At 40.5% G+C, this 19,477-nt stretch carries 19 protein-coding genes, 3 tRNA genes and 1 riboswitch; of the genes, 16 read left to right on the top strand and 6 right to left on the bottom strand.

What is annotated here, in order from left to right; all coding sequences use genetic code 11:
* Positions 1–11: 11 nt before the first annotated feature.
* Genes SULAR_RS07775 through SULAR_RS07760 form a run of 4 tightly spaced genes read left to right on the top strand, consistent with a single transcriptional unit; the run spans position 12 to position 3,793 of the window.
* The gene (locus SULAR_RS07775) at positions 12–677 is read left to right on the top strand and encodes a PhoU domain-containing protein (RefSeq protein ID WP_008244753.1); all 666 of its coding nucleotides are present in this window, start codon (positions 12–14) and stop codon (positions 675–677) included.
* Between the two features lie 34 nt (positions 678–711).
* Complete coding sequence (locus SULAR_RS07770) at positions 712–1,398, top strand: response regulator transcription factor (protein ID WP_008244752.1); 687 nt, start codon at positions 712–714, stop codon at positions 1,396–1,398.
* A gap of 60 nt (positions 1,399–1,458) precedes the next feature.
* Positions 1,459–3,243 (top strand): DNA helicase RecQ, encoded by a 1,785-nt coding sequence (recQ, locus tag SULAR_RS07765; RefSeq protein ID WP_008244751.1) that lies wholly within the window; start codon positions 1,459–1,461, stop codon positions 3,241–3,243.
* Entirely contained in the window at positions 3,230–3,793 is a 564-nt protein-coding gene (locus SULAR_RS07760) for a ribonuclease HII (RefSeq protein ID WP_008244750.1), read from the top strand. Before recQ ends, SULAR_RS07760 begins: the two co-directional genes overlap by 14 nt.
* An 18-nt stretch (positions 3,794–3,811) precedes the next feature.
* Here SULAR_RS07760 and aroC read toward each other — a convergent pair whose 3' ends face one another.
* The 4 genes from aroC to SULAR_RS07740 are packed head-to-tail and all read right to left on the bottom strand — an operon-like array spanning position 3,812 to position 7,012.
* Positions 3,812–4,888, bottom strand: a complete 1,077-nt coding sequence (gene aroC, locus SULAR_RS07755) for a chorismate synthase (protein ID WP_008244749.1) — start codon at positions 4,886–4,888, stop codon at positions 3,812–3,814.
* Entirely contained in the window at positions 4,885–5,556 is a 672-nt protein-coding gene (rnc, locus tag SULAR_RS07750) for a ribonuclease III (RefSeq protein ID WP_008244748.1), read from the bottom strand. The genes aroC and rnc overlap by 4 nt, the downstream gene beginning before the upstream one ends.
* Before the next feature lie 9 nt (positions 5,557–5,565).
* Positions 5,566–6,009: a ribonuclease HI gene (gene rnhA / locus SULAR_RS07745; protein WP_008244747.1), complete on the bottom strand. Its 444-nt coding sequence runs from the start codon at positions 6,007–6,009 to the stop codon at positions 5,566–5,568.
* Positions 5,969–7,012 (bottom strand): lipopolysaccharide assembly protein LapB, encoded by a 1,044-nt coding sequence (locus SULAR_RS07740; RefSeq protein WP_008244746.1) that lies wholly within the window; start codon positions 7,010–7,012, stop codon positions 5,969–5,971. The genes rnhA and SULAR_RS07740 overlap by 41 nt, the downstream gene beginning before the upstream one ends.
* Before the next feature lie 110 nt (positions 7,013–7,122).
* Between SULAR_RS07740 and dnaG the strand changes: the two genes are divergently transcribed.
* The 4 genes from dnaG (at position 7,123) to SULAR_RS07720 (ending at position 11,525) form a co-directional block, all read left to right on the top strand.
* Positions 7,123–8,781, top strand: coding sequence for a DNA primase (gene dnaG / locus SULAR_RS07735; protein ID WP_008244745.1), 1,659 nt, complete (start codon positions 7,123–7,125; stop codon positions 8,779–8,781).
* A gap of 71 nt (positions 8,782–8,852) precedes the next feature.
* Positions 8,853–9,134 (top strand): peptidylprolyl isomerase, encoded by a 282-nt coding sequence (locus SULAR_RS07730; RefSeq protein ID WP_008244744.1) that lies wholly within the window; start codon positions 8,853–8,855, stop codon positions 9,132–9,134.
* 63 nt (positions 9,135–9,197) lie between these two features.
* Positions 9,198–9,273 (top strand) — tRNA-Ala (locus SULAR_RS07725).
* Between the two features lie 180 nt (positions 9,274–9,453).
* Positions 9,454–9,553: riboswitch (cyclic di-GMP riboswitch) on the top strand.
* Between the two features lie 40 nt (positions 9,554–9,593).
* Entirely contained in the window at positions 9,594–11,525 is a 1,932-nt protein-coding gene (locus SULAR_RS07720) for an EAL domain-containing protein (protein ID WP_008244743.1), read from the top strand.
* A 51-nt stretch (positions 11,526–11,576) separates the two neighbouring features.
* Here SULAR_RS07720 and SULAR_RS07715 read toward each other — a convergent pair.
* Positions 11,577–11,651 (bottom strand) — tRNA-Glu (locus tag SULAR_RS07715).
* Between the two features lie 30 nt (positions 11,652–11,681).
* Positions 11,682–11,756 (bottom strand) — tRNA-Glu (locus tag SULAR_RS07710).
* A gap of 88 nt (positions 11,757–11,844) precedes the next feature.
* Here SULAR_RS07710 and SULAR_RS07705 point away from each other — a divergent pair.
* The 8 genes from SULAR_RS07705 (at position 11,845) to SULAR_RS07670 (ending at position 19,443) form a co-directional block, all read left to right on the top strand.
* The gene (locus SULAR_RS07705; protein ID WP_008244741.1) at positions 11,845–12,333 is read left to right on the top strand and encodes a hypothetical protein; all 489 of its coding nucleotides are present in this window, start codon (positions 11,845–11,847) and stop codon (positions 12,331–12,333) included.
* Positions 12,334–12,342: 9 nt separating this feature from the next.
* Positions 12,343–13,236, top strand: coding sequence for a deoxyribonuclease IV (nfo, locus tag SULAR_RS07700; protein ID WP_008244738.1), 894 nt, complete (start codon positions 12,343–12,345; stop codon positions 13,234–13,236).
* Positions 13,237–13,258: 22 nt separating this feature from the next.
* On the top strand, positions 13,259–14,476 hold the full coding sequence (locus SULAR_RS07695) for an OmpP1/FadL family transporter (protein ID WP_008244736.1): 1,218 nt from the start codon (positions 13,259–13,261) through the stop codon (positions 14,474–14,476).
* A gap of 1 nt (position 14,477) precedes the next feature.
* Entirely contained in the window at positions 14,478–16,022 is a 1,545-nt protein-coding gene (locus SULAR_RS07690; protein WP_008244734.1) for a long-chain-fatty-acid--CoA ligase, read from the top strand.
* Positions 16,012–17,154 (top strand): N-acetylglucosamine-6-phosphate deacetylase, encoded by a 1,143-nt coding sequence (gene nagA, locus SULAR_RS07685; RefSeq protein ID WP_008244733.1) that lies wholly within the window; start codon positions 16,012–16,014, stop codon positions 17,152–17,154. The genes SULAR_RS07690 and nagA overlap by 11 nt, the downstream gene beginning before the upstream one ends.
* A gap of 4 nt (positions 17,155–17,158) precedes the next feature.
* Positions 17,159–17,629 carry a PTS glucose transporter subunit IIA gene (locus SULAR_RS07680; RefSeq protein WP_008244731.1) on the top strand — a complete coding sequence of 157 codons (471 nt, stop codon included), beginning with the start codon at positions 17,159–17,161 and terminating at the stop codon, positions 17,627–17,629.
* A 142-nt stretch (positions 17,630–17,771) separates the two neighbouring features.
* Positions 17,772–18,404, top strand: coding sequence for a response regulator transcription factor (locus tag SULAR_RS07675; RefSeq protein WP_008244729.1), 633 nt, complete (start codon positions 17,772–17,774; stop codon positions 18,402–18,404).
* Positions 18,391–19,443, top strand: a complete 1,053-nt coding sequence (locus SULAR_RS07670; protein WP_008244727.1) for a HAMP domain-containing sensor histidine kinase — start codon at positions 18,391–18,393, stop codon at positions 19,441–19,443. Before SULAR_RS07675 ends, SULAR_RS07670 begins: the two co-directional genes overlap by 14 nt.
* The last annotated feature ends 34 nt before the right edge of the window (positions 19,444–19,477 follow it).

Below are 19,477 nucleotides of genomic sequence, written 5' to 3'. Positions count from 1 at the left end.
AAGGATAAAATATGTTACCAGGATATCAAGAGGCAAGACTGGCTGTAAGAGCGGACGTACTGAATGTACTGGAAGGTTTGGCTACAGCAAATAAAGAGGGACTTGAGGCACTTCAGGCAATCGATGCAGTGAAGTTGGAAGAGGCGAGAAGCAGACTGAAAGATATCAGTCAAGAGACAGAGAAGATAGACAATGATATTGTACTTATCTTTGCAAAATATACACCAGAAGCAAGAGATCTAAGGGAACTGGTCTCTTATTTGAAAATTACGTCTGCTTTGAACCGTATTCGTACAAATATCAATAGCTATCTGAAAAATATGCAAAGTATGCTCATGGAAAAAAATGACAAGATGACACAACTCATCCAGGATTCCTTGAGCATTAATCGTTGTACACTGAATGCTTTTGATTATACCATTGAAATGTTGCAAACATTTGATGACAATGACCAAGTTAAAGCATTGGCTGCAAGAATTGATGTGGAGTACAGTAAAACAGATGATATCTATACACTACTCGAAAAAGATGTCATACAACAAATAGGCAATGCAGACGGGCTTGCAGAAGAGTATTTTAATCTTTTGAAACATATACGTAAGAACCTTAAGATCATTGACCGTCTAGAAAGTGTATCACAGCGTGTCATATTTGCACGAATGGGTGGAAAACTCTAAATAGAAACGATGCAGTGTATGCTATAATGCGCATATGCAAAATGAAAATATAGAAATAGTTGTCATCGAAGATGAAGAAGATATCTTAGAACTTATAGAGTATCATTTGAGTAAAGAGGGGTATGCCGTGACAGGCTTTCTCTCGACGGAAAATGTAGAACAATTCTTAGAGGAGGAAACCCCTTCTCTCATGCTTGTTGACCGTAACCTCCCTGGAATGGAGGGAAGCCATTTTGTAGCCTATCTTCGAGAGATAGGCTATGACATTCCTGTGATATTCCTTTCTGCCAAGGATAAAGAGTCTGAACTTGAAGAGGGATTTGAAGCAGGTGGTGATGACTATATGAGTAAACCTTTTTCCCCTAAAGAATTGACACTCAGGGTCAAAGCACTGCTTAAGCGTTCCGGGGTGCTGCAAAAACAACAACGTATCAAATATAAATTACTGACTATGGATCTGGAAAATAAAGCGCTTACGGTTGACGGACAGAGTGTTTTACTTACCAACCTCGAGTTCAATTTATTGCATACCTTTATGAAAAATATCGATAAAGCATTGACAAGAGATTTCCTACGTGATGAGGTATGGGGATCGGATGGAGAAGGCGTCAATGACAATGCGGTGAATGTGGCAATTAACCGGCTCAAAAACAAAATTGACCCCAAAAATGAGCAGAATTATTTTCATCCTGTCTGGGGAGTAGGGTACAAGTTCTCCTAAAAACATGACAATTTGACATATTATAATTCTCTTTGAGCTTAGAAAGGCTACACTTCTTGTATGAATAAATTAGAAACCCTTGAACACTATTTTGGACACAGCTCATTTAGACCTTTGCAGGAAGAGGTCGTTGATGCTATCTTGGCAAAACAAGATGTATTGATGATACTCCCTACGGGTGGTGGGAAGTCGCTTTGTTATCAGCTCCCTACACTGTTGATGGAAGGCATTACCGTGGTGGTGTCACCATTGCTCGCATTGATGCATGATCAGGTAGTCGCACTGAAGGAAAATGGTATCGCTGCAGAGATGCTCTCTTCGATGCAAGACCTGGAAGAGAGTCAGCAGATAGAAACACGTTTGAGAGCAGGTGAGATAAAATTGCTTTATGTGGCACCTGAACGCCTTACCAATGCGTACTTTTTAAACCTGTTGCATCAGCTTCCGATCAACTTTTTCGTTATCGATGAGGCACACTGTGTGAGTGAGTGGGGGCATGAGTTTAGAGAGAACTATAGGCGTCTGTCGTTACTGAAAGAACAGTTTGCCACGACACCTATCGCAGCATTTACAGCCACCGCAACCCATGCGGTGGAAAGTGATATTGCCAGCAATCTTGGTTTACAGGATCCTAAACGTGTGAGGGGTTCACTCTTCCGTGAAAATTTGACCATTCATGCGCGACACCGTATCAAAGATGGTAGAGCACAGTTAATGGAGTTTTTGAAACTGCATACAGATGAGTCCGGTATCATCTATACACTTTCAAGAAAGTCTACAGAGGCTGTCGCACATTTTTTGCAAAGTAAAGGCATAGAAGCTAGAGCATATCATGCTGGACTCCCTACTGAAGAGAAGAACCGGACTTATGCGGATTTTGTAGCTGACAGGGTGCAGATAGTGGTAGCAACGATCGCTTTTGGTATGGGGATTGACAAGAGTAACATCCGTTTTGTGGTACATATGACCATGCCAAAGACATTGGAAAACTATTATCAGGAGATTGGACGTGCAGGAAGGGATGGATTGGCATCTGAAACACTTCTGCTCTTTTCGGCACAGGATATCGTACAGCAAAAAATGTTCATAGAAGATCTTCCCGAAACACCTTACAAACAACATGCATTCAACAAGCTGGACAGTATGGTCCGTTTTGCCAATTCTGAAAACTGTAGGCATCAGAGTATCGCTGCCTATTTTGATGACCGTATAGATGAATGTGGAGACAAATGTGACAACTGTGCAGCACCAGCAAGTGAGAAGGTAGACATCACCACAGCAGCACGTATGCTGCTCTCTACCATCTTACGTACAGATCAGAAGTTTGGTTTACACTATGTAATAGATGTATTGAAAGGGAGTAAAGAGCAGAGGGTACTCCAAAATGGGCATGATACCCTTTCTGTTTATGGCATAGGTGATGAATACAGTAAATCACAATGGTTGACAATAGGTGACAAGCTGTTAGAGTTGAATGCTGTGGAGATAGGCGAGTTCAAGGTTTATCGGTTGACAGCTTTTGGTATAGAAGTGATCAAAGGTGCACACCAGATAGAACTGAAAAAAGAGAGATTGACGGTACAAAAATCTGAGGTTAAAAAACGTGTGACCTATTTTGATGATTACGATGTGGAAGTGTATGACAAGCTTAGAGATCTGCGTACACGTATCGCTTCAGAAAAAGGTATCCCTCCGTATATCGTGTTTTCAGATAAAACGTTAAAAGATTTGAGTATGAAGGTACCGAAGGATAAAGAGGCGATGCTCGAAGTACACGGGATCGGGGAAGTGAAATTTGAACGATACGGGGAAGAGTTTTTGACTCTTTTGAATGATGACCTCTAAACCATTATGCGGGATAGATGAAGCTGGCCGTGGTCCTTTGGCCGGTTCATTGGTGATAGCTGGGGTGGTGTTGAAAAATCCTATTGAGGGATTGATGGATTCCAAGAAACTGACAGAAAAAAGGCGTGAGGCACTTTACCCGATCGTGATCGAAAATTCAGCGTATCATATCGTCACTTTTTCGGCCAAAGAGGTCGATGAGATGGGTATCTCCAAGTGTTTACAGTCAGGTTTACAAAGTATACAGAAGCATTTGGCTGACGCAGCGTATCTTTTTGACGGGAACAGCAGTTTTGGAGTTCCAAATATTAGCACGATGGTCAAGGCAGATACGAAAGTAGCTGAAGTGAGTGCAGCAAGTATTTTGGCAAAAGTCACACATGACAGAGAGATGATAGAGATGGCAAAAAAATATCCCCAATACGGCTTTGAGAAACATAAAGGCTATGGGACCAAAGCACACATTGAGGCTTTACTCAAATATGACCGATGCGAAATGCATCGTAAAACGTTTAGAGTGAAAGGGTTGGATGAACCTGCACTGTTTTAAAAGTTGACAGGACTCTTTTTAAGCTTGATAAATGGCCGTAAGGTGATCCATTTTTTTACCCATGTTCAGCAACGTCATATCTGCTAATGTCAGTGCCATCATCGCTTCACATACCACTGCCCCTCTGATAGCAACACATGGATCGTGTCTTCCTTTGAGGTTGCATTTCACCTCTTCATTGTGGGTCGTGATCGTTTGCTGTTCTTGAAAAATAGAAGGTGTTGGTTTGAAGTGTGTCTTCACCACGATCGTATCCCCATTGGAGATACCCCCAAGCATACCGCCGGAGTGATTAGAAGTAAATCCATTGAGTGTGATCTCATCATTGTTCTCACTTCCTTTGAGATGGGTACTGGCAACACCGTCCCCTATCTCCACCGCTTTGGCTGCATTGATGCCCATCATTGCCTCTGCAAGTATGGCATCGAGTTTGTAGTAGAGTGGCTCACCCAATCCTATAGGCACCCCTGTGGCAGTCGTAAGGACCACACCACCCACAGAGTCATGATTCTCTTTTGCTGCTAAGATCGCAGCTTCCTGTGCCGCTTCCTTGGTAGGATCAAGGGCGTACATCTTGGAATTTTTTGCATATTCAAAATCCTGAACGCTTCCTTTGATACCATCGACTTCACAAAGGCCGCTCTGTATCGAGACCCCCAGTTCCTTGAGCATCAGTTTTGCTATGGCACCGCCTGCTACACGTGCAGCGGTCTCTCTTGCCGAACTTCTTCCTCCACCACGGTAGTCTCTCAGACCATATTTATGAAAGTAAGTAAAATCTGCATGTCCTGGACGAAAGAGATCTTTCACATTTTCATAATCTTTGGATTTTTGGTTGGTGTTGAAGATGATCATGGCGATAGGGGTCCCTGTACTCACCCCTTCGAATGTTCCAGAAAGGATCTCTACTTTGTCTGCCTCTTTACGTCCTGTTTCCAGTTTTGATTTTCCGGGTTTTCGTCTGTCAAGTTCACTCTGTATGAATGCTTCATCGATCTTAAGTCCGGCAGGTACACCATCAAGTATACACCCAAGCGCTTTACCGTGGGATTCACCAAAGGTAGTGAGGGTCAGTTTTTTTCCAAAGGTGTTCATGCTTTTAATTCCTTTAATGCAAGTTCCGCTGCTTTTTGCTGAGCTTCTTTTTTACTTTTACCTTTTGCTGTAGCAATGGTTTTGTCATCAAGTGTGACTGCGATCACGAACTCTTTTTTATGGTCTGGGCCTGAAGAGTCTAAAAGCGTATAGTTAGGTGTCACGCCGTGGGTTGCCTGTGTGAGTTCCTGTAAAGCGGTTTTGTAATCTTTTGAGAGAGAGTCAAGGTCGATTTTGGGGTGACTCTCTTCTAAGAGTTTGATAGAGATCTCTTTGGCCGTAGCTAAACCGGCTTCAAGGTAGATCGCACCGATGATCGCTTCAAAGGCGTTGGAAAGCAATGAAGGTTTGTTACGACCATTGTTGTTCTCTTCTGCCAGTGAAAGGTAGATATAGGAACCAAGATCGAGTTTTCTTGCTAACAAGGTAAAACCGCTTTCATTGACAAGTGAAGCACGGATCTTTGAGAGAATACCTTCATTTGAATTGGGGAATTTGGAAAAAAGGTACTCTCCTACAATGAGGTCAAGTACGGCATCTCCTAAAAATTCAAGCCGCTCATTATTGTAAGGCTTTTTATAACTCTTATGGGTTAGAGCCTCAATAATCAATTGCTTATTTTTAAATGTATAGTTCAGTCGTTCTTCCAGTTGACTGTAATCATTCATAAATTTCTCCTATAGTGTTAATTTTATTCTTTCTGCTTCGTTACGTGCCAGTTCGTCGCAACGTTCATTTTCAGGATGGCCATTGTGCCCTCTGACCCATGTACCGCGTATAGTGTGCGGGCTTGATATTTCAAGATACTCTTTCCATAGGTCTACATTCTTCACTTTGGAAAAGTTCTTGCGTACCCAGCCATCCAACCATTCATTGATAGCTTTGATCACATAGGAACTGTCAGAGATGATCTCTACATCACAAGGCTCTTTAAGAAGCTTCAGACCCTCTATGACAGCTTGAAGTTCCATGCGGTTGTTGGTGGTATGCGCATCTCCGCCAAAGTACTCTTTACGGACCCCCTTAAATTCCAAGATACCTCCGTAACCACCAGGTCCGGGATTTCCCAGACTGGAACCATCAGAGTAAAGAGTAATCTGTTTTCGGACTTGATTTTGCAATTTTTTCCTCAACTTTAACCGTATTTATCGCCATACAATTCGGACAGCGCTTGAAAGAGACAGGGAAACTCTGTTTACATTTTTTACAGAGGTAGGAGAAAACCAGATCTCCCTCTTCAAACCCATTTTCTCTTGCAGTGGCTAACATATCTACACTGAAAATACCACTTTGTTTTTCAGGTTTTTGCAAATAACCTTTCGCATAATAAAGTGTTTTCAGCTGTTTATTTGATGTGATTATATCTAAATCGAGTTGTGAATTTGGTAAGAACCAAAGGATGTCAAGAATCTCCATGATACGTTCAGGATCAATGCTCTCCCAGGCACTTTTTGTATCAAGCATTAAAAGCGCTTTGATGATGTGTCTATAGAGACTTGGCTCCTCGTTTAATAGCTGTTTGAGTCTCTCCACTTTCTCTGGTATGGCTAAGGTCTTATTTGCAAGGAGCTCTGAGAGATCCAGGAATTGTTCCAGTGATGTTGTCTCTTCTCCTAACATATTCAGAGGGCCTAGGACCTCTTTGGCTTTATCATATTTTTGCATGATCTCATACACGATCCCCAGTTCATAAAGGGCTTGAATATTACGAGGTTTCTTGCGTAAAACTTCTGTGTAAATGGACTGGGACCGTTCTAGAAATCCTGCATGAAGATAGGTACTGCCCAGACGTTCCATCAGTTCTATTTTCCCTGAATCGTGGGTAATGTTTTTAATAAGGAAAAGATAGATACTAATGGCTTTGTGGTACTCTCCGGCATTTTCAAATGCTTTTGCCAGAATGGTAAGTGGTTTAAGCATATGCGGTTCAAAAGGCATGTCCGCTGTTTCCAACGCACACTCGGCAGTGTCAAACTTTTCTAAGAACTTGAGCAGGTTCCCTTCCTCTTTTTGCTGTTTATGCAACCCCCAGCCATAGGTAACGAGTGCAATGATAAGAGAGATCACCACAATAAGCATAATGCTGAAAAGAGGGTCATTATACGCAGGTAATATATGTTCCAAAATAATCCTTATGAGAAACAGAGCAATGAAGAAAAGATTCAAATCACCAGTTATAGGCGCTTTACTCTGTTTACGTCCTTAAATTATATCTAATTAGATATAATTTTAGAATGATAGATAATGCCTCGATAGAATCCTTAAAGAACAGTATTGACATTGTAGATGTGATCGGTAGCTATATAGAGTTACGTAAAGCCGGAGCGAACTACAAAGCAAACTGTCCTTTTCATGGAGAAAAAACCCCTTCTTTTGTTGTCAGTCCAAGTAAACAGATCTACCACTGTTTTGGTTGTGGTGTAGGGGGAGACAGCATTAAATTTGTGATGGAGTTAGAAAAACTTTCCTATCCTGAAGCGATAGAGAAGCTTGCTTCTATGCATAACTTTTCGTTGACCTATACCAAAGGGAGCTCGGACTATTCTGATGCAAAACGTGTACTTGAAGCCGTAGGTCAGTGGTATGTGAAAAATCTCAATCATAATGAAACAGCGATGAAGTATCTGCTTGACAGGGGAATATCCCAAAACTCCATTGAAACGTTTGAGATAGGGTATGTGCCAAGCGGAGGGGAAGTGATGCAGTTTCTACAAAGGGCTCTGCTTCCTTTACCTAAAGCAGCTGAGGCAGGGATCATCGCCCAAAATGAAAACGGCAGTGGTTACTATGCACGTTTGGTGGAAAGGATCACTTTCCCTATCTATTCTACAAGTGGCTCTTTGGTAGGATTTGGTGGCAGGACCATTTCGAACCATCCTGCAAAGTACATTAACTCCCCTCAAACGAAATTGTTTAATAAGTCGAGACTCCTTTATGGGTATCACTTGGCAAAAGAGAGTATCTATAAGAATAAAAAGATCATTGTATGTGAGGGGTATTTGGATGTTGTGATGTTCCATCAGGCAGGTTTTAAAGAAGCGGTCGCCGGGATGGGGACAGCACTGACACCTGAGCATTTGCCTCTACTGCGTAAAGGAGATCCAAAAGTGATCCTGGCCTATGATGGTGACAAAGCAGGTGTGGCAGCAGCACTGAAAGCGGCCCAGATGTTGTCAGTGGCAGGTTTTGACGGTGGGGTCGTACTCTTTCCTGATGGACAGGACCCTGCGGATCTCATAGCCAAAGGGCAGAGTGAGACCGTAGCGAAGCTGCTTCGTAATGCCAAACCGTTGATCCCTTTTGTACTGGAGATGATCGTTTCGATGTATAATTTAAATGATCCTAGAGCAAAAGAAGCCGCTTTTGGTGCAGTGAAACAGTATCTTGATACACTTAGCCAGATCATCAAAGACGCGTACATTCCTATGGCAGCGACATTGGTGGGCATAGCCCCTTCACTTTTTGGTAAAGAGACCAATGTAGCCAGAGCAAGAGAGAGTTTTACACAAAAAATGGATGATGTGGCGCACTTGAGCATCTTAAAGACACTCATTGAAAATCCAAACCTTATAGATAATGTGCTCAGTGTCATGGATATAGAGATGTTCGGTACCTATGCCGAACTGTTTACGGCACTTATCAATGGAGAGAGTGAACATCCCGGACTGGTAGGGCTCAGTGTAGATGATAGTCTGGAAGTCATGAATGAAGAAGAACTCAACAGTGTACTGCGCAATTTTCTCATCAAGCATTATGATCTGAAATTAAAAAGTATCGCAAGTTCACAACAGATACCGTTTGAAAAAAAGAGTTTTCTCATACGCAAGATAAGAACCGATATCATACCTAGATTGAAAAAAGGTGAATTGGTTGCTTTTGAAGCGGGGATATGATCATTTTACTTGAAATCAAGGACAAATAGTATATAAACGATGCAGATTTAATCAAAAGCAAGGAGATAATAATGGCAACAGCATCAGCAAGACACATATTGGTCAATGACGAAGCACTCTGTAGGGAACTCAAAGAGAAGATAAATGCAGGGGAGATTACCTTTGAAGAAGCAGCGAAGCAGAATTCCACGTGTCCTTCAGGCGCAAGAGGTGGAGAACTGGGAAGATTTGGTCAGGGACAAATGGTACCGGAGTTCGACAGAGTCGTGTTTAATGATGAGGTAGGTGTCGTACACGGTCCGGTAAAAACACAATTTGGGTACCATCTGCTTGAAATCACAGAACGTTCGTAAAAAATTTACAAGATAGGTAAAAATATATCTATCTTGTGCTAGAATCCTATGTTTCACATCTTTGGGGCATTAGCTCAGCTGGGAGAGCGCTTCGCTGGCAGCGAAGAGGTCATCGGTTCGATCCCGTTATGCTCCACCAAACTTCATTTAAATAACCAATACGATCTATCCAGCCAGCTATACATCGGCTAAAATGGATTATACATTCAATGATTGTAACATTTTTACTACTGAAAAAAGTAACATAAGTAAATATAATGTATTATGTTTAGAATTATCATATTAGTTTAATGTAAATGATTTATAATATATGATACTTTTGTAAAAAAGCTACACCTGTCGTGAGACGGGGCCAGAAAGCCATGGGTCTTGCATACTCTATTTATAGATGTGGATGAAAAGATCGCCAGGTCACACAATCAGTATAAAAACTCATACAGAACGATTTCAAGGTATGCTATGCTCGACAATATGCACTTTTATGATTTTATGCACAAACAGATACTTGTGGTGATCGCATTATTTGCCGGTACCGGTATAGGCTATCTTTATATCGGATGGCTCTATTCTTCTTCTTTGTTTCCTGAACTTTTATGGTTTTGTTTTGTACTGTTACTCTCTTTTTGGGGATATAGATTACATAGGAGCTTTTTAGAGAATGATCTTAATATGCAACAAAAAGAACAGTGGCTTGGGCAACTGAGATACTTTTTATTCAGTTATTTCTCTGTTTGGACGATTATGTTTCTGATATATACATCACGTAGTGATATAGAGTTACATTATGTGGCCATAGCAACACAATTGGGGGTTACTGTTGTCTCTGCGACCATTTTGGCCTCACAAAAAAAGCTGGCTGTGTTTACTTTGGTCACGCTTATGCTGCCTTTGACCCTCTATTTTATCTTTGTAAGTGAGTTCTACAGTTATCTATTGGCATTTTTTACCATCGTTTTAGGTGGTGTTTTGCTCTATGCTGCGCACAATACCTTTAATTATCTTATTAAAAGTCAATTCCAGGCCTATCATGATGCTTTAACGACACTGGGGAATAGACGCTATTTTATCGAACTGCTTAATGACGCCATGAAAAGCCAAAAACATGATCATCAGCATATTTATCTGTTATTGATCGATCTTGATCATTTTAAGACTATTAATGATACTTTGGGCCATGATATCGGGGATGTGTTGCTTTGTCAAGCAGCAGACCGTATGCGCGTGCTTAGTAAAAAGCATCAAAATTTTGTATCCCGTCTGGGCGGAGATGAGTTTTGTATTCTCAGTACTTCATTTGCAACGGAACAGGAGTGTCTTCATAATGCATCTCAGTTTGCCGAGGAGTTACTGACATCGATCAGAGAAAGTTACCATATTGAAGAGCATTCTTTATACATCAGTGCCAGTATCGGTGTGAGTATTATTAGTGATCCCAAAATGGAAGCCAGTAATTTTATCAAAGAAGCGGATATCGCCATGTATGAGGCTAAAGGAAAGGGAAGGAATGGCATTATCTTCTTCAATGATACACTTGCAAAACATGTCGAATGGAAACTTGAAATAGAACGCTTGTTACATTTCTCACTTCAAAGGAATGAAATAACATTGACCTACCAACCACAGTACAGCCCTGAGAATGAAATTATCGGTTGTGAAGTGCTTTCCCGCTGGGATAATGAAACATTGGGAGAGGTGAGCCCGACTGAGTTTATACCAATCTCTGAAAAAACAGGATTCATCATAGAGTTGGGATATTATATATTAAAAGAGGCCTTTATCACATTTAAAAAGTGGGATGAAAAGGGTATTGTGTTAGAACAAATGTCTATTAACGTCAGTATGAGGCAACTCTTTCATTATCAATTTATCAATGATGTGAAATATCTTTGTGACACCTATCTTACCAAGGCACAACGGTCAAAGATCATCTTTGAGATCACAGAGACCTCTGTTGCAGAAGATATCACAAAACTGATCAGAAACATGAAGGTCCTTCAAAATTACGGTATTCGTTTTTCAATGGATGACTTTGGAACAGGGTACTCCTCTTTAAGTTATCTTCGACAGTTACCTATCAATGAGATCAAGATCGACAAGTCATTCATCTCTGAATTACACCATCTTGAAGATGAGGAAGATAAATGCTTTGTTGAAACGATCTTTACGATAGCTAAAAATCTCAAGTTGAAGATCGTTGCAGAGGGGATTGAGAACGAAGAGCAGCGCAAGTTCATTGTAGATCAAAAATGCGATATTTTACAGGGGTATTATTTCTCAGAACCTGTACAGGATGACGCGTTTGAAACCCTCTTCTTAGAAGCTAAAAATAAGAAAACCCTGAATGCTTTTGATGATGTAAGAGGTCTAGAGAGATATCAAGGCTCTATGTAATTTGTATGAGAACAGGATTTGCATAAAATTGAAGATAATAGTGTGAATAGATGGTGACCCCACGGAGACTCGAACTCCGGTAACATGGATGAAAACCATGGATCCTAACCGCTAGACGATGGGGCCACATTATATTGAGTTGTTACAAGTTAAAAATGGTGACCCCACGGAGACTCGAACTCCGGTAACATGGATGAAAACCATGGATCCTAACCGCTAGACGATGGGGCCATCTGTAACTTGTGGATGGCATTATATAGATAGGGTGCTTAAAAATCTCTTAAGATAGTGTATAATTTATCTAAAATAAGGAAAAAAGATGAATTTTAAAAGAACATTTTCGATTTTTATCATGGGTTTTCTTTTGAGTGCCTGTGCATCTAAAGAGTATGTGCAGCAAAATTCTGCCTATATCATGTTCAAAACACCTACTTTCAAGTATGCCGATATGGGGTTCATCTATGAGAATGAGGAAGAGATCAAAATAGAGATCTATGGTACCGGACAGGCATTGATGTCCCTGGAAATATCTGAAACTTCGGTATGTATGAGTCTGCTAGAGTGTATGGGAAAACGTGATTTCAACCAAAAAGTCTTAAGTGCAATGTACCCGGAAGACTTATTGGAAAATATATTCAGAGGAAGAGCTCTGGTTCATGGGATGGGACTAGAAAAAAAGGGTGACGGGTTTACACAGAAGATCGTAAAAAAGGATAAATATAACATCGATTATAGTGTTTTAAACCAGCAGATTATTTTCCGTGATACAATCAATTCTATACTTATACAAGTGAAAAAACAATATTAAGGTACAAAGATGACAAAATTTGTCGGAGCACATGTAAGTGCAAGTGGAGGTGTGGATAATGCACCGTTAAATGCTATGGCTATAGGGGCCAAAGCATTTGCACTTTTTACGAAAAATCAAAGACAGTGGGTTGCGAAACCGTTAGAAACAAAAACCATTGATGCATTTCATCAAAATCTTGAAAAATCCGGGATACTGCCGAAACATATTTTACCGCATGACTCATACCTCATCAATCTGGGGCACCCGGAAGTAGAAAAACTTGAGAAATCTAGAGAAGCCTTTATTGATGAGTTGGAACGTTGCCGTATTTTAGGACTTGACAGGCTTAACTTCCACCCAGGTTCTCATTTGACAAAGATCCCTAAAAAAGACCCCGAGTATCATGACAAGCTCATACATGCAGAGTTGCAGTGTCTTGATGTCATAGCAGAATCATTAAATAGAGCCATAGAAGCGACCAAAGATTCCAATGTAAAACTGGTCATAGAAAATACGGCAGGTCAGGGATCTAATCTTGGGTATAAGTTTGAACATTTGGCACATATCATAGATAAGGTAGAGGATAAAAGACGTGTAGGTGTTTGTATCGATACCTGTCATATGTTTACAGCAGGATATGATATTCGTACCAAGGAAACCTATGATGAAACATGGAACGCTTTTGATAAAGTAGTAGGAAGAGAGTATCTCATGGGTATGCATATCAATGACTCTAAACCAAAGTTGGGTTCAAGGGTTGATAGGCACGATTCGTTAGGTCAGGGAGAGATCGGATGGGATGCTTTTAAATTCATCATGAATGACTCGCGTATGGATGATATACCCCTTGTCTTAGAAACGATCGATGAGTCGATCTGGGCGCAGGAGATTAATGCATTGTATACTTTGATAGAAGATTAAAGTTGCAATAGAAGGAAGAATGATGGATAGAATAGTAAGAGGTTTAGCACTAAGTACGATCACAAGTTCAGTCGTCATGGCCGGAGGATACAAGATCCCTGAACAATCACTCAATTCAATGGCACTTAGTGCAGCATACGTTGCACATACCAGTGGTGCTGATACAGCATATTTTAACCCTGCAAATATGGCTTTTATGGATGGAGGTAAACGTTATGTAGAGGGCGGTATTACTTTGGCACATCTTCCATCAAATGAGTTCCAAAGTCTACCCGCATATTCAGGTGAATCAGAAGTAGAAGATATTCCTATTCCATTTTTGCATTATGTTTCTGAAGCTATGGGTGATTTTAGATGGGGTGTGAGCTTAGTGGTACCAGGAGGCTTGACTAAAAGGTGGACGACTCCGGTACAAAAAGCAATCGCAGAAGAGTTTACTTTAAAAGTCATAGAATTAAATCCAAGTATTTCTTATAAAGTTTCTGATCATTTTAGTGTTGGTGGTGGTGTAAGATTGATTTATAGCGAAGGGGTGGTGCAAAGTAATTCTGCCGATGCATATAATCAACAGCTTGCTCTAGCGGATATAGCACGTGATATGGAAGGTGATACGTTTGAATTAGGTTATAATTTAGCACTGGCGTATAAGCCGACTTCAGATATTAATCTAGCTGTAACGTATCGATCTAATATTGATTTAGATGAAGAGGGTACAGCTACATTATATGGCGGGGGTGATCAATTATATCATGATGATGCAAGTGTATCTGTTCCATTACCTGCGGCACTTAATCTGGCTGTGTCTAAAACATGGAATGATACATTTACATTAGAGTTTAATTATGAAAGAACATTTTGGTCAGAATATAAAGCTTTGGATTTTGAATATACAGGAACAGGTATAGTCCTTGCCCCCTTTGATGATCCGATCGCAAAAGATTGGAAAGATACCAATACCTTTAGGGTGGGTGCGACGATTGAAATGGCTAACAAGATCACAGCGATGATGGGGTTTGCTATCGATGAGACACCTGTACCAGAAGAAACCATAGGGTTTGAACTGCCAGACAGTGATGCTAAGGTCTTCTCTATGGGATTCCGCTATCAACAATCAGAAGACCTTTCTTTGGGTGCTGCATTCTTATATGACAGTAAAGAATCACGTTCTATCAAGGGTTTGGGTACCTTTCATGAAGGTGGAGCATTCTTAACAACTGTAGGCGTGGCATACGAGTACTAAGATGGACTACAAGTTTAACAACTTTTATGAACTTATTGCCTATCAGGCTAAAAAACGGGGAAAAAAAGTCGCGCTATTTGTGGATGATGAGAAGATCACTTATACAGAGATATTAGAAGCAGTAGATAATCTGGCAGGATTTTTATCGGATAAAGGCGTTAAAAAAGGTGATAAGATCGCATTTTTTTTACGTAACTCTCCTGAGTTCGTCTATACGATCTTTGCTGCTTCAAAACTGGGGGCTATTGTTGTCCCTGTCAACACCTTTTTAAAAGAAGATGAACTGAGTTATATTCTAGAGGACAGTGGGGCTTCCGTACTTGTCGCCTCTGCTATACACGAGAAAGTTGTCAACAGCAGCAAAGCGATCAACTTGTGTAACTGTATTATTTGGGAAGGGGATAAGAGTGTTCAGGGAGAACAACATTACACGTTTGAAGAAGCATTAAAAACAGACCTGTCTGTTGCCCATACCGATACCGCCTTGGAAGATACAGCAGTGATCATCTATACTTCTGGAACGACTGGTAAACCCAAAGGTGCGATGTTGAGCCATAAGAATATTTTTTCAAACGGAAGTTCTGGTATGAAGCACATTAATGTGAAACCCAGAGACAGAGGGATCGTATTTCTTCCCATGTTCCACTCTTTTACCTTTTCAATCGCTGTGATGCTCCCTATGTATGTAGGCATGAGTATCGTGATCATCAAATCGATCCAACCTTTCTCTAATATCTTTAAACAGACACTGTTAAAACGGGTGACACTTTTCTTTGGTATCCCTGATGTCTATAATGCATTGGCAAAGGCTAAACTCCCATGGTATTTTATTTGGTTCAATAATATACGGGCATTTATTTCCGGAGCCGCTGCCCTACAGGCTAAAACACTGGATGCGATGGCAAAAAAGTTTAAAAGAGCTACACTGCTTGAGGGGTATGGCCTTAGCGAAGCAAGTCCTGCAGTGTGTATGAATACGCTGAAAAAACAAAAGGCAGGATCTGTAGGTACAGCTTTATATGGCTATCAGATCAAGATCGTAGATCATGAGTTGAATGAAGTGCATCGTGGTGCCATAGGAGATATTATTGTAAAAGGTGACAATGTCATGCAAGGGTATCTTAACCGTCCCACTGCAACAGAAGAGACGATCATCAATGGTTGGTTGCTTACAGGTGATGTGGGATATATGGATGATGAAGATTTTTTGTTCATCGTAGATAGAAAAAAAGATCTTATTATCTCAAAAGGTATCAATATCTATCCTCGTGAGGTAGAAGAGGTCATAGACAGATTTGAGGGGATATCCGCATCTGCTGTCATAGGTATTCATGATGAAAAGAGCGGCGAAGTGCCTGTTGCCTATGTGGAACTTGAAGAGGGGATAGAGAATCTTGATGAAGTTGCCTTAAAAACATATATGAGAGAGCATCTTGCCAACTATAAAATACCAAAACAGACGCATGTAATACCAACATTGCCGAAAAATGCTACGGGTAAAGTACTAAAACGTGTGCTCAAAGAACATCTTAGGGATGAAGTGTGACAAACAGATGAAAGCGATCACAAATGCAAAACTTCTTATCAATGATGAGATCGTAGAGGGTAAGACGCTTCTGTTTGACAACAAGATTGTCAACATTACAGAGGGGACAGACTTGGAAGGCATTGAGACGATTGATGCAAAGGGTGCTTATGTGAGTGCAGGATTTATCGATCTGCATATACATGGGAGTGGCGGGAGTGATGTGATGGACGCTACGCCAACTGCTCTTGAAACACTTTCGACTACGTTGCTTCATACGGGAACTACTTCTTTTTTGGCTACCACGATGACCATGTCAGTTAAAGCGATTGACAAGGCATTACAAAACATTCAACGACATGCCAGTAAAGTCACAGGGGCGAATATACTGGGTATCCATCTTGAGGGACCTTTTATTAATGCTTCCAAACATGGTGCACAGGACAAAGCCTATGTCCAACCAGCGAACATGGCACTGATAAAAAACTATATGGAAGAGATCAAAATGATCACATTGGCACCCGAAGTAGAGGGAGGTGAAGATTTTATCAAGCTTGTGGCAAAAGAGTATCCGCATATTATTTTAAGTATCGGACATTCTGATGCCAGCTATGAAGCAGCGCAGGAGAGTTTTACCTGGGGGATTTCTCATGCAACACATCTGTTCAATGCTATGAACCCCTATCATCACAGAAAACCCGGGATCGTAGGCGCGGTCTTTGACTCGGATGTGACCTGTGACATTATCGCTGATTTGGTACATACACATCCTACTACGCTTGAACTGGTACAGAAGATCAAAAAAGAGAAGCTGATACTTATCACCGATGCGATGCGGGCGGGATGTATGAAATGTGGCATCTATGATCTGGGTGGACAGCGTGTCGAGGTAGATGGAGGCAAAGCAGTACTTGAAGATGGGACACTTGCTGGTTCTATACTGAAAATGAATGAAGCATTGTCAAATATGAGTAAACATACCTCAATGGAACTTGTTGAAATTGTCAATGCTGTGACAAAGATACCGGCAGCAAAACTGGGTATACTTAAAGGGGTACTGCGGGAAGGCTATGATGCGGATATAGTCATCTTTGATGAAAATTTCAGTATCATATCAACCATAGTGAATGGTGAAGTAAAGTATAGAAGGTAGGTCGATGTTCGGATTTTTAAAGCGCAAAGTAAGAGAGATCAAGGCACCTGTAGATGGACAGGTCGTAGCACTGGAAAGTGTGAAGGATGAGGTATTTTCACAAAAACTAGTAGGAGATGGTGTAGCGATCATACCTATGTCAGATGTGTTTACTGCACCCATAGATGGGAAGATCACAAAAATATTTTCTACCAACCATGCCTATAGCATTAAAAGTACAAAAGATCTGGAGGTCATGGTCCACATCGGTTTGGAGACTGTGACACTTGGGGGCAAAGGTTTTGAACGCCTCGCGAATGAAGGAGACGAGGTCAAGGCAGGAGACCCTATCATTAGTGTCGATCTATCCTACGTTCGTGAGCATGCCAAAGACATCATCACACCTGTGATCATTGCTGAGGAAAGTGATGTGAAAAGTATCGACAAACGATTGAATATCGTCAAAAGCCAAGATATCATCATGGAGGTCAACTAATGCCTATGAGTGACAATATCTATTATTATGTGATCTACGGGTTGATCTTGGTCGCATTTCTTATCGTGCTTAAAATGCCTAAGAAAAAGAAATAATTTCATATAATATTTAATTAATATTACTGGTAGTATACTCTAATATTATGAGAATACTATTACTTGAAGATGACCAGATCCTATGCGATAGCCTGAAAGAGTTCTTGGAACTTGAAGGCTATACTATAGATGTGGCACATCGAGGACCTGAAGTATTTGACCTTACGTTTAACCATACGTATGACCTGTACATTTTAGATGTAAATGTACCTGAGGTCGATGGGTTTGATGTGCTCTCGGAACTCAAAGATGCAGGAGATGAAACCCCTGCTATTTACATCACGGCCCTCACGGATATCAACTCCATTTCCAAAGGTTTTGCCTTAGGAGCGGAAGACTATATCAAAAAACCTTTTGATCCTGAAGAACTAGTGATACGCATTAAACGAAAATATCAAAAAGAGGATGAACTGATTTGTCTGAAGGACATCACGTATAATCCGGTCACAAGAGTGTTGCAAAAATCTGGACAGACCATAGGTCTGGGAGATGTGCAGCAGAATCTTTTTCATGCACTTATCACATCACAAAATAAAATTGTAGAGAGTTATCTATTGATGGACTTTTTAGAACAGCCTTCAGCCAATGCCCTGCGTGTAAATCTTGCAAAGTTAAAGAACAAGTTAGGCATAGAGATCAAAAATATACGCGGAAAGGGGTATATGATTGAAAAGATATGAGCGAGAATCATTTCTCAAAAGTTTTTTGATATTCCTGATACTTTTGGAAGTCTTACTGGCGATTAATTTTTGGAATGAATATCAAATTAAAAAAGTGGAGATAGAAGATAAGATTCATATAGAGATGAAACTCTGTGCCTTTACCCTACAGTGTGCAGGGCTGACAACAGACTTTGTGGATAAGGATGAAAACAAAGAGGAAAACATTCTGTATCAGGATGGCGGTTTTTATAGCTATTTCAAGGTACCGACATCAGAAAAGTATTTGATGAAAGTGATGTACTCACAAGAAAATTATCTACAGAGGGTTGGAAAGTTGGCCAATAAACTGTATGGAAAGTTCTTGTTTTACTCAGTCTTCGCTGCATTTGTCTCCCTTCTCTTCTCTATCTATGCACTGATGCCGTTGCAAAGAGCACTTCGTATCAATGAGGAGTTCGTAAAAGATATCCTTCATGATTTCAATACCCCTTTGAGTTCTATGCTTATCAACTTAAAACTATTTAAAAGAGAGATAGGAGACAACAAAAAAATACAGAGACTTGAAAATAACATCCAAAGTATACTCTCATTACAGGATAATCTACGTATCTTTCTCAAGGGAGTTCCAGCACAATCAGAAAGATTTTCATTGAAGGAGCTGGTACAGGATCGTGTACACTATTTTGAGGTACTCTACCCTGATGTGAGCTATAAAATAGCAATAGACAAAACGACTTTGGAGACAAACAAAGATGCATTTACCCGTATTTTGGATAATCTTTTAAGCAATGCGGGTAAATATAATAGTGTCAATGGTGATGTGGATATTGTATTGCTAGGAAGTAGCTTAACCATACAAGATACGGGAAAAGGTATTAAACACCCTTCGAGGGTATTTGATCGATATTATAAAGAACAAGATAGAGGTATAGGGATAGGATTGCATATTGTGAAAAAACTGTGTGATGAATTGACCATACCGATCAAGATACAAAGTAAGAAAAATAAAGGAACAAAGATCGAATTGAATCTTTACAATGTGATCTTTGCCAAATAGCAGTAGTGCCTATTTATTTTCCTGCTGCTCTTTT

Source organism: Sulfurovum sp. AR, from assembly GCF_000296775.1.
In the GTDB taxonomy this organism is placed as follows: domain Bacteria; phylum Campylobacterota; class Campylobacteria; order Campylobacterales; family Sulfurovaceae; genus Sulfurovum; species Sulfurovum xiamenensis.
Note: the sequence above shows the minus strand (reverse complement) of the source record. Positions and strands in the feature narration are given on the sequence as shown.

Bases quoted from the DNA above. Each gene is read 5' to 3' on its own strand.
- SULAR_RS07760 (WP_008244750.1), top strand. From the start codon at position 3,230: ATGATGACCTCTAAACCATTATGCGGGATAGATGAAGCTGGCCGTGGT.
- SULAR_RS07720 (WP_008244743.1), top strand. From the start codon at position 9,594: ATGCTCGACAATATGCACTTTTATGATTTTATGCACAAACAGATACTT.
- nfo (WP_008244738.1), top strand. From the start codon at position 12,343: ATGACAAAATTTGTCGGAGCACATGTAAGTGCAAGTGGAGGTGTGGAT.
- SULAR_RS07730 (WP_008244744.1), top strand. From the start codon at position 8,853: ATGGCAACAGCATCAGCAAGACACATATTGGTCAATGACGAAGCACTC.
- SULAR_RS07770 (WP_008244752.1), top strand. From the start codon at position 712: ATGCAAAATGAAAATATAGAAATAGTTGTCATCGAAGATGAAGAAGAT.
- nagA (WP_008244733.1), top strand. From the start codon at position 16,012: ATGAAGTGTGACAAACAGATGAAAGCGATCACAAATGCAAAACTTCTT.
- SULAR_RS07775 (WP_008244753.1), top strand. From the start codon at position 12: ATGTTACCAGGATATCAAGAGGCAAGACTGGCTGTAAGAGCGGACGTA.
- recQ (WP_008244751.1), top strand. From the start codon at position 1,459: ATGAATAAATTAGAAACCCTTGAACACTATTTTGGACACAGCTCATTT.
- rnc (WP_008244748.1), bottom strand. From the start codon at position 5,556: ATGAATGATTACAGTCAACTGGAAGAACGACTGAACTATACATTTAAA.
- SULAR_RS07680 (WP_008244731.1), top strand. From the start codon at position 17,159: ATGTTCGGATTTTTAAAGCGCAAAGTAAGAGAGATCAAGGCACCTGTA.
- aroC (WP_008244749.1), bottom strand. From the start codon at position 4,888: ATGAACACCTTTGGAAAAAAACTGACCCTCACTACCTTTGGTGAATCC.
- dnaG (WP_008244745.1), top strand. From the start codon at position 7,123: ATGATAGATAATGCCTCGATAGAATCCTTAAAGAACAGTATTGACATT.
- SULAR_RS07705 (WP_008244741.1), top strand. From the start codon at position 11,845: ATGAATTTTAAAAGAACATTTTCGATTTTTATCATGGGTTTTCTTTTG.
- SULAR_RS07690 (WP_008244734.1), top strand. From the start codon at position 14,478: ATGGACTACAAGTTTAACAACTTTTATGAACTTATTGCCTATCAGGCT.
- SULAR_RS07695 (WP_008244736.1), top strand. From the start codon at position 13,259: ATGGATAGAATAGTAAGAGGTTTAGCACTAAGTACGATCACAAGTTCA.
- SULAR_RS07675 (WP_008244729.1), top strand. From the start codon at position 17,772: ATGAGAATACTATTACTTGAAGATGACCAGATCCTATGCGATAGCCTG.